General features: G+C 66.7%; 9 protein-coding genes. All 9 read right to left on the bottom strand.

Features of this window, described 5'->3' with window-relative positions; all coding sequences use genetic code 11:
- Entirely contained in the window at positions 1-1,884 is a 1,884-nt protein-coding gene (locus AC1DYM_RS03385; protein WP_477335937.1) for a tetratricopeptide repeat protein, read from the bottom strand.
- Positions 1,881-2,861, bottom strand: a complete 981-nt coding sequence (locus AC1DYM_RS03390; protein ID WP_477335978.1) for a VWA domain-containing protein — start codon at positions 2,859-2,861, stop codon at positions 1,881-1,883. The genes AC1DYM_RS03385 and AC1DYM_RS03390 overlap by 4 nt, the downstream gene beginning before the upstream one ends.
- Positions 2,854-3,336, bottom strand: coding sequence for a DUF4381 domain-containing protein (locus tag AC1DYM_RS03395; protein WP_477335939.1), 483 nt, complete (start codon positions 3,334-3,336; stop codon positions 2,854-2,856). Before AC1DYM_RS03395 ends, AC1DYM_RS03390 begins: the two co-directional genes overlap by 8 nt.
- Complete coding sequence (locus tag AC1DYM_RS03400; protein ID WP_477335941.1) at positions 3,336-4,256, bottom strand: DUF58 domain-containing protein; 921 nt, start codon at positions 4,254-4,256, stop codon at positions 3,336-3,338. Before AC1DYM_RS03400 ends, AC1DYM_RS03395 begins: the two co-directional genes overlap by 1 nt.
- Positions 4,253-5,245: an AAA family ATPase gene (locus AC1DYM_RS03405; protein WP_477335943.1), complete on the bottom strand. Its 993-nt coding sequence runs from the start codon at positions 5,243-5,245 to the stop codon at positions 4,253-4,255. The genes AC1DYM_RS03400 and AC1DYM_RS03405 overlap by 4 nt, the downstream gene beginning before the upstream one ends.
- A 137-nt stretch (positions 5,246-5,382) precedes the next feature.
- On the bottom strand, positions 5,383-7,608 hold the full coding sequence (locus tag AC1DYM_RS03410) for a type IV pilus secretin PilQ (RefSeq protein WP_477335945.1): 2,226 nt from the start codon (positions 7,606-7,608) through the stop codon (positions 5,383-5,385).
- Positions 7,609-7,627: 19 nt separating this feature from the next.
- The gene (locus tag AC1DYM_RS03415) at positions 7,628-8,158 is read right to left on the bottom strand and encodes a pilus assembly protein PilP (protein WP_477335947.1); all 531 of its coding nucleotides are present in this window, start codon (positions 8,156-8,158) and stop codon (positions 7,628-7,630) included.
- Positions 8,155-8,802, bottom strand: coding sequence for a type IV pilus inner membrane component PilO (locus AC1DYM_RS03420; protein WP_477335949.1), 648 nt, complete (start codon positions 8,800-8,802; stop codon positions 8,155-8,157). The genes AC1DYM_RS03415 and AC1DYM_RS03420 overlap by 4 nt, the downstream gene beginning before the upstream one ends.
- Positions 8,799-9,397: PilN domain-containing protein (locus tag AC1DYM_RS03425; protein ID WP_477335951.1), on the bottom strand; the 599-nt coding region annotated here is incomplete at its 5' end. The genes AC1DYM_RS03425 and AC1DYM_RS03420, both read right to left, overlap by 4 nt.

A 9,397-nucleotide genomic window follows, 5' to 3' on the forward strand; every position in this document is an offset into this window, starting at 1 on the left:
TCACTCCTCCGGCTCGGCGCCGTGACGACGCTGGTATTCGAGCATGAATTTTCTCCGCAGCAGACCACCGGGATCATCGGGAACGCGCATCAGTGCCCGCCGCACATCGGGCGGCAACTTGGACGATGCATCATCCGCCGAGATGGCACCGAGGTCGTGCCCTTTATCGTCCGCCGGCTTGGCTTGCTTACCGGCGAGTGCCGCGTCCATCTGTTGCTTCAATGCGGCCTGCGCCTGTTCCGCCTGCTGGCGTTCGGCGGCCGACTTGGCGTCGGCATCGCCTTGCGGCGCCTGCGACTTGCCTGGCTCCTTGTCCTGCGAGCCTTGCTGGCCCTGCTGCCCATCCTTCCCATCGGCGCCGGGCTGCTGGCCACTGTCGCCCTTCTTTTGATCGTCGCCCTGCTGCCCTTGCTGCCCTTGCTGACCCTGCTGGTCCTTGCCCTGGTCGCCGGGCTGGCCCTGCTTCTTATCCTGCTGCCCCTTGCCGTCCTTCTTGTCGTCCTTCTTGTCCTTGTCCTGCTGCTTCTGCTTTTGCAGGAAGTCGGCGACTGCCTTGCGATTGGCAGCGGCGTCCGCGTTGGCCGGATTCGTTTTCAGCGCGCGATCGTAAGCGGCGATCGCGTCGTCGTAGCGTTGTTGTTTCGCCAGCGCGTTACCGAGATTGTATTGAGAATCGCTGTCCGTGCCATGCGCGAGTGCGGTGGCGGATGCCGCGTAATCGCCGGCGCGATACGCCGCGGCGCCACGCAATGCATTGCTCGCAGCCAAGGACTGAGCGCGCTGCGCATCGCCTTCGGACAGCGCCTTCGCGGCCTGCTGATCGCGCGTGTGAAAGAAGTCCGCGATGCCGTCGGCGCGCGCGGGTGACAGTGGCAGGAGGGCCAAGGCAAGCACGAGCAACCACCCACGCCGGAAGGCCAGCGCCACGATCGGCAGAAGCGGAAGCAACAGCCATGGGCCGCGATCCTGCCATTGGCCGGAGGCGGCGCCAGCGACTGCCTTGCCTTCGCCATCGCCATGCAGTGCCGAAGCCAGCGAGGTCACGTCGGACTGGTCGTCAGAGGTGGTGACGTAGCGTCCGCCACCGGCGGATGCTACCGCCGTGAGCGACGCATCATTGCGCGGCGCCATGACGATCGCACCTTGCTCGTCCTTGAGGAAACCGCCGTCGTCACTGGGGACCGGGCCGCCACGCGTCGTGCCCAGGCCGAGCACCGACACGGTATCTCCCGCCGCGCGCGCGCGTCCCGCCGCGGCGGCGGCCGCGGCGTCCGCGTGGTCGGTGACGAGGACGATCGAACCGCCTCGCACGTCGGCATGACGAATCAGGTCGGCAGCCATGTCGATGGCTTTGCCCGGGTCATCCCCGGCGACCGGCATGGTGTCCGGTGAGAGCGCGGTCAGAAGGTCGTCGACACTGTGCGCATCCGTCGTCAGCGGCGCCACGGTGAATGCCTCGCCGGTGTATGCGATCAAGGCATTCATGCCGTCGCGATTCGCGGCATAGAGCTCGCGCACCTTGTAACGCGCACGACTGAGTCGGTCCGGAACGACGTCATGGGCCAGCATGTGCGGCGACATCGAGACGACCACGACTTGCGCGGCGCGCTCGGCGAACAGCTGCTGCGACTGCCGATCCCACGTGGGGCCGGCGAGGGCCATCACGGCGAGTGCCGCGGCGACGATGAAGGCGACGACGGGCGCGCGCGACGCGCCTGGTTTGCCGTCGAGCAGATGCGGAAGGAGCAAGGGGTCCGCCAGCTTCGTCAGCACGCGCACTTCGGCCGAACGCCTGCCGACGAGCCACGCAAGCAGCGGGACGAGCACGAGTAGCCAGAGCCAGCGTGGCTCGATGAAATGGAAGTTACCAGCCCACGCCATCATGCGAACGCCCTCCGGCCGAGATAGCGCGGCAGTGCGGCGATGGCGAACAGGGCGAGCGAGGCCAGCAGCGGCCAGCGGAACAGTTCGAAGCGCGGCCTGAGCGCGGCACCCTGCTGGGGCACGGGCTCGAGCGCGTCGATCGCCCGATAAGCCCGCGCGAGTTCATTGCTGTCGGTCGCACGGAAGAACCGGCCACCGGTCTGGTTGGCGATATCGGTAAGCATCGCGACATCGAGATCGGCGGACGGATTGACCACGCGACTTCCGAAGAAATCCGGAACGCGCATGGCGTTCGCGCCGATACCGATGGTGTAGACGCGAACGCCAGCGGCCTTGGCCGCACGAGCCGCTTCGCGCGGCGCGATGGAGCCGGCGTTGTTCACACCGTCGGTGAGCAGGACGACGACACGCGCCTGCTCGGGCAGGTCGGCCAGGCGCTTGACCGCGACCGCGAGTGCATCCCCGATCGCGGTTTCACGTCCGGGCAAGCCGACGACGGCGCCATGCAACTGCGCGCGCACGGCGTCCAGATCGTAGGTCAGCGGTGTGACGAGGTAGGCCTGCGAACCAAACAGGATGAGTCCAAGTTCATCGCCTGCGCGCCGATCGATGAAGTCGCCAGCGATCGCTTCCACAGCGGCGAAGCGGGTCACGTTACGACCCGCCAGTTCCATGTCGTCGAGCGACATGCTTCCGGAAAGGTCGACCGCGAGCATCGTCGCGCGCCCGCTGCGCTGTTGCGGCTCGGGTGGTCCGAGCCGCTGCGGCCGGGCCGCGGCGGTGACCAGGCAGAGCCATGCCAAGGCCAGAAGCAGCGTCGCCGCGAACGGTGCGCGCGTCACGGACGCGGCCACCAGCGCAAGGCCTGGCTGCGGCAGGTTCATCGCCTGTGCGGGCTTCAACGGACGCAAGACGTGACGCAACAGCCACGGCAATGGCAAGGCGACGAAAAGCCAGGGCCATGCGAACTCAGGCAGCGACATGCGACGGCCTCCTGCGTAGCGCCGCACGCACCCACGCTTCGACGTCGCGCGCGGTCGGCGTCACGTCGAGGGTCGCGTCGGGACGGTAGATGGCATCGTCGATCGCGAGCAGGCGGTGGATGTCCTGGCGTGGCGCCATGGCCGCGAGGGCATCGCGCCATGCCAGATCCCTGAGGACCACGCTGCGTGGATCGCGCGTGCGCGCAACCCGGCGCAGCAGCTGGCTCGCAACGGAAGCGAACGCGGCGACATCGCCATCCTTCGCGTAGCGGGCTGTGGCGTCATGCAGATCGGCCAGCGTCGCGTCGACACGACGATTCCACGCGGTACGCCGACGAAGCAGGATCGCGCCGGCGACCACCGCCGCCAGCAGCAGCGCGATGAGCAGCCACCAGCCGGGAGCCAGAGGCCACCACATCGAGACCTGGGGAACGTGGATGTCACGCAACTCGGGGCCGGCGGTCGGCATCAGCGCGCCCTCCCCGCCCCGAGCAGGGCGACGATCGCGTCCAGTGGATCGGACGTGGTATCGATGGTGCGCTCGCGCAGGTTGAGGCCAGTCGCCAGGGCGGACAATCGCCGCACACCGTCACCCAGCGTGCGGGCGAACTCCGCGCGCTGGCGATCGCCCTGAAGCACGACGTCGTAGTGCACGCCAGCGTGCGCGAAGGGATAGCGTCCAGCCGGAGGCTGGGCGAGTTCGAGCGCATCCGCCACCATGAGCACGGACACCTCTGCCTTGCCGACGAGACCGAGCATGCGACCACGGGCGGCCTCGTCGACGGCGAAGCCATCGCTGACGATGAGCACGCGCGATGCACCATGCATGAGGCGCCCCGCGCGCTGCAGGGCCGACGAAAGCGTTTCGTCCGCGCCAGGCGGCAAGGCATCCCAGGCGGCAATCGCGCCCGCTACGGCCAGGGCACCGCGCGTGCCGCCCACGGGGCGAAGCAGCTGCCGCTGACCACCGAACGCGAGGACGCCGACACGATCGCCACCACGCACCGCATACCAGGCGGCCATGGCCGCGGCGCGCGCGGCCTGGACCGACTTGAACCGCGTGCGCGTGCCGAAGCGCATGCTCGCGTTGCTGTCGAGAAGGATCAGGAGACGTCCTTCGCGCTCTTCCTGGAAGAGCTTGGTGTGGGCGACGCCACTGCGCGCGGTCAATCGCCAATCCATGCGGCGCACGTCGTCGCCAGCCTGGTAGACGCGGGATTCGGCGTAGTCCATGCCACGGCCGTGCAGGCGGCCGGGCCGTTGGCCGCTGCGCTGAACGCGGGACACCACCGGTGGCGCCGGCGCGCGGGCCACGCGCGCGCGCAGCGCGATCAGTTCGGGCAGCGACACATGGACGCGCCCATCCGGGATGGGGACGGCGGCACTCACGGCAGCGGTACGAGATCCAGCAGGCGATCGATTACCGAGTCGATACGTACGCCTTCGGCCTCGGCTTCGTAGCTGGGCAAGACGCGGTGACGCAGTACTTCGTGCGCGATGACATGGATGTCTTCCGGTATGACGTAATCGCGGCCGGCCAGCCAGGCGTGCGTGCGGGCGCAGCGATCCAGTGCGATGGTCGCACGCGGACTGGCACCCCAGGCAATCCAGCGGGCAAGCTCCGGCCCGTACGTCGCCGCGTTACGCGTGGCGACGACAAGCTGGGTGATATAGAGCTCCAGCGGTGCGGCCATGTGCACGGCAAGGACGGCGTCGCGTGCGGCGAACACATCCGCCGGACGCAGCACGTGCGCCGGCGGGGTGACCGGGTGCATGGCTTCGCGCGCCTGCTCGCGCGCGAGCCGCAGGATCGCCAGCTCGGCGTCGGCGTCGGGATAGCCGATGGTGACGTGCATGAGGAAGCGATCGAGCTGGGCCTCCGGCAGGGCGAAGGTCCCTTCCTGCTCGATGGGATTCTGCGTCGCCATGACCATGAACAGGTCCGGCAGCGGCCAGGTGCGGCGGCCGATGGTGATCTGACGCTCGGCCATGGCCTCGAGCAGGGCCGACTGGACCTTGGCCGGCGCGCGATTGATCTCATCGGCGAGGACGATGTTGTGGAACAGCGGCCCCCGCTCGAACTCGAACGTGCCGGTCTGCGGACGGAAGATGTCGGTACCGGTGAGATCGGCCGGAAGCAGGTCGGGCGTGAACTGGATCCGGTGGAAGTCCGCCTCCACACGGGTCGCGAGGGCCTTGATCGCCGTGGTCTTGGCCAGGCCCGGTGCGCCCTCGACGAGAAGGTGACCGTCGGCCAGCAGGGCAATCAGCAGGCATTCGACCAGGTGCGGCTGACCGATGATGCCGCGGGACAGCTCCCCACGCAGGCGGACGAACGCTTCCTGGAGGGGCGTCGTGGCAATCGGCAGCTCGGACATCGGCGGTTCTCGTACGGGTAGAGGGACGATGAGACCACAGCCGGCCGGAGAAGTTTAGGTCCATGAGTCATCCCCGGCGGCGGGCCAAAAAAAAGGGCGGCCCGAAGGCCGCCCCTTTCATGTACTGCAAGTCCGGGTTATCGCAGGGAATCGGAGAGGATTCGCGGCGTCACGAAGATCAGCAGCTCGGCCTTGTTGTTCTGGCGGTTCGTGCGACGGAAGAGTACGCCCAGACCCGGGATATCGCCCAGACCCGGCACCTTGTCCGTCGTATTGGACTTGGTGATCTCGTAGATACCGCCCAGGACCACCGTCTGACCGTTGTCGACCAGCACCGAGGTGTTGATCTCACGGGTGTCGATCGAGGGCACGAAGCCACCACCCGGCGACGGCGTCTGACTGGCCAGCGCGTCCTTCTTGACGTTGATCTTCAGGTACACGCGGCTGTCGGCCGTGATCGTCGGCGTGACGCGGAGTTCGAGCACGGCGTCCTTGAACTGCACCGTGGCGTTCTGCGCACCACCGCCCGAGCTCGAGGCCTGGTAGGTCACGTAGCCGATCTGGGTACCCTGCTTGATCACCGCTTCCTGCTGGTTGGCGGTAATCACGCGTGGGCTGGAGATGACTTCGCTGCGGCCTTCGGTCTGCGCGGCCGAGAGCTCGAGGTCAACCATGTAGTTGGCGCCGAGGATCGCCAGGCCGATGCTGCCGGCCGGGTTCGCCACCGGCAGGTTGACGTTGTAGCCACCCGGGTAGGTGAGCGTCTTGTCGGCCTGCGTACCGTTGTTGAGGTTCGCGACATTTGTCACGAAGCCCTGCGTACCCAACTGGGTGCCGGTACCGCTGGTGAAGTCCGGCGTCGTGCCGATGACCTGGCCGCTCGGGTTCGTGTTGAACGCCTGCGCACCCCAGCGAACACCGAGCTGACGGGTAAACTGGTCGGTGGCGACGACAATGCGCGACTCGATCAACACCTGCTGCACGGGGCGATCGAGCGTCCCAATCAGCTCACGCAGGTCACGGATCTTGTCCGGCGTGTCGTTGACCAGAAGAGTATTGGTGCGGTCGTCGAACGAGACGCTGCCGCGGCTGGAGAGGAAGCCCCTCGAAGCGTTGCTCGTCGCGCTGCCGCCCGTGCTCTGCATGGCGCCCTGGGTCAGCAGCTTGGCGATGTCTTCCGCCTTGCCGTAGCTGATCGGGATGTAGTCGGAGATCAGCTCGGCCGAGTCCTCGGCCTTCTGTCGGGCGTCGGCTAGGCTCTGCTCGTAGTTGGCGAGTTCGGCCTGCGGTGCGATCCAGATGACGTTGCCGCTGCGACGCTTATCGAGACCCTTGGCACGCAGGATCACGTCGAGCGCCTGATCCCACGGCGTATTCACAAGGCGGAGGGTGACGCTGCCGCCGACGCTGTCGGATGCGACCAGGTTCAGCTTGGCTTCGTCGGCGATCAACTGCAGTGCCGAACGAACCGGGATGTCCTGGAAGTTGAAGGTCAGGCGGGAACCCGAATACGTCGGTTCCTGACCCTTCGCGGCCTTGCCGTTCGGCGCAGCCGCCTTCTTGGCAGCCACCTCGATCACGTACTCGCTACCGCTCTGGTAGGCCGAGGTCTCGATCTCACCCTTGGTACGGATATCGAGGCGGGCGCCGCCCGGCGAGGCCTTCGAGTCGATCGACTGGACCGGCGTGGCGAAGTCGAGCACGTCGAGGCGCTGGGCCAGCTTCGCCGGCAGGCTGGACCCGGCCAGGCTGACGATGACGTGATCGCCCTCGCGGTGCATTTCGGGCGTCGTCGCCGAGCTGCCGAGGGTGACCAGCACACGGCCTTCGCCGTTCGGGCCGCGGCGGAAATCGATGTTCGACACCGGTGTGCCAGCGCTCGAGGGGAGCGCCTTGGTCGGATCGGACACGATGGCCGTGGTCGTCGTCGCGCCAGTCGGGCCATTGTTCACCGTGACGATGAGGTTTTTACCCTCAGCACGGGTGCGGTAGGCCGATTCGCGGAACAACTCGATGGTGACGCGGGTGCGCCCACCCGCAGCGACCACCGACACGCCGGCTGTGGAGCCCTTGGCGATGTCGATGTGGCGGCTACTGAACGCGTTGGTCGTGTCCGGCAGATCGATGGCGATGCGCGGCGGATTGTTGGTCGTGAAGACCTTCGGATCCGGTGCGGCGTCGGAGAACGCGAGGGTCAGTTCGATGCGGCCCCCGGGCTGTGCGTCGTAGCTGACATTCTGCAGGGCGTTCGCCGCCGATGCGGTGCCAGCAAACACGCCGGTGAAAGCGAGCGTGGCGCCGAGCACCCAGCGGCGCGCGCGATGGCGCGCGCTACCCGGCAGATGATGGAAGTTGGTCGTCATGTGCGTCATCCCCGAGTTCTTATTTTTCGCCGACCGCGATGCTTGCCGGACGCTCCATCCACCCGCCCTGGCCGTTAGGCACCAGTTCGAYCAGATCGATCCGATCCTCCCCGACGGTCGTTACACGACCGTAGGCCTGCCCCATGTATTCATTGCGGTGGATGCGATGGATCACCCCACCCGGATCTTTTACGAGTGCCTCGAGACTGGAACCTGCACCGACCGTGCCAACCATCTTGAGGGTGTCGAGCGAGAACATCTCGAGCGGCTCCTTGGGACGGTTTTCATCCGGTCGCGGGCCCGAAGACGCGGTCGTATCCATTTCAGCCGTGCTCGGGCTGAACGGGTCGCGGGCGCCCTGGTCCTGGTAAGCGAACGTCTCGAACGTGCGAATGACCGGGAGCACCGGGATCGGCTCTCCCTTCTTGTGCTTTTCGGCATCGACCCACTCGCGCAGGTCGGAGGTCCCCTTGGTGCAACCGGCCAGGGCCAGGGCGACAAAAAGCAGGGACGCGGCGGGCCGCCACTTGATGTGCGTAGCGTTCATCATTTGCCCCCCTTGACCGGAGCAGCCGGGGCCGTGGTCTCGTCGTCTTCCAGATAGCGATAGGTTTTCACCGTGCCCTGAAGGACCAGCTGACCGGAAGCGACGCCGTTCTTGTCGGCGGTTTTCGGCGACAACGAGACGTCATGCAGTGTCAGGATGACGACGCGCGGCAGCGAGGCCACACCGCTGATAAACGTACCGAACTGGTGGTAGGTGCCGACCATGCGTAGCGTGATCGGCTTCTCCGCGTAGAAGTCCTTCGGCGTTTCCGGACCCGGCTGGAACAACTCCGTCTCGATGCCCGCGGCTAGCGCGGTCTGCGAGATGTCGATGAGCAGCTCGGGCATTTCCGTGCGGCTGGGCAGCTGGCGCAGCAGGGTGCGCAGCATGTCCTGCATTTCGGTCAACTGCTGTTCGAGGGCTTCGAGGTTGGCGGACTTGGCCTGCTTCGTCGAGAACTCGGTCTTGAGCGTGAGCTCCTTGCTCTCAGCCGTCGTGAGGTCGTCCTGCTGCGAGCTGATTTCGAAGTACCAGCCGGCGAGCACCACGACCACGAACACCAGGCCGGTGAAGAACAGCTTGATCGCTTTCGGCCAGCCGCCGACGTTATGGCGATCGAGGTTGCGCAGATCGTCAAGAAACTTCATGGCTTGGCTCCTGCCGTGGTGGCGGAAGCCGGTCGCGGAGCGGCCGGAACGGCAGCCGGAGCCGCGGCGGCGGGCGTCGGAGCGGGAGCAGCGGCGGGTTTGCCGACCGCTGCATTAGCCCCATTGGCCAGCACCGCGGGGACCGTAGCGACGCTCGATGCCGATGCGGGAGCGGCACTGCTGGACGAACCCGCAGGCGCGCCATCCGGGCCATCGCCGGGGTGGTTCAGGCGGACGTCGAGACCGAACGCATAGGGCATGCGTGAGGCGTCATGCGTATTTTCCGTCTTGCGCAGGTCGGCATGCCCCATCCAGGGCGAGGCTTCGATGTTCCGCATGTACTCGGCGACGCTGGAGTTGGACTGCGATACGCCGTCAAGGGACATGGAGTCACCCGACTGTTTCATGCCGCCCAGGCGCGCGCTCGCCGGAATGGTCTTCACCAGTTCGTCGAACAGGTGGACCATCTGCGAGCGATTGGCCTGAAGCTGCTCGATGATCTGCTTGCGCTGCAGGAGGCCTGCACGGACCCGGTCCAGATCCTTGATCCTGGCGATACGGTCGTCGAGCTGCTTGATCTCGGCCTGCAGGTAGG

This window comes from Luteibacter sp. P1_D3 (assembly GCF_056406135.1).

Coding starts and splice junctions, on each gene's coding strand:
- AC1DYM_RS03420 (WP_477335949.1), bottom strand. CDS start 8,802: ATGAAGTTTCTTGACGATCTGCGCAACCTCGATCGCCATAACGTCGGC.
- AC1DYM_RS03410 (WP_477335945.1), bottom strand. CDS start 7,608: ATGACGACCAACTTCCATCATCTGCCGGGTAGCGCGCGCCATCGCGCG.
- AC1DYM_RS03395 (WP_477335939.1), bottom strand. CDS start 3,336: ATGCCGACCGCCGGCCCCGAGTTGCGTGACATCCACGTTCCCCAGGTC.
- AC1DYM_RS03385 (WP_477335937.1), bottom strand. CDS start 1,884: ATGATGGCGTGGGCTGGTAACTTCCATTTCATCGAGCCACGCTGGCTC.
- AC1DYM_RS03405 (WP_477335943.1), bottom strand. CDS start 5,245: ATGTCCGAGCTGCCGATTGCCACGACGCCCCTCCAGGAAGCGTTCGTC.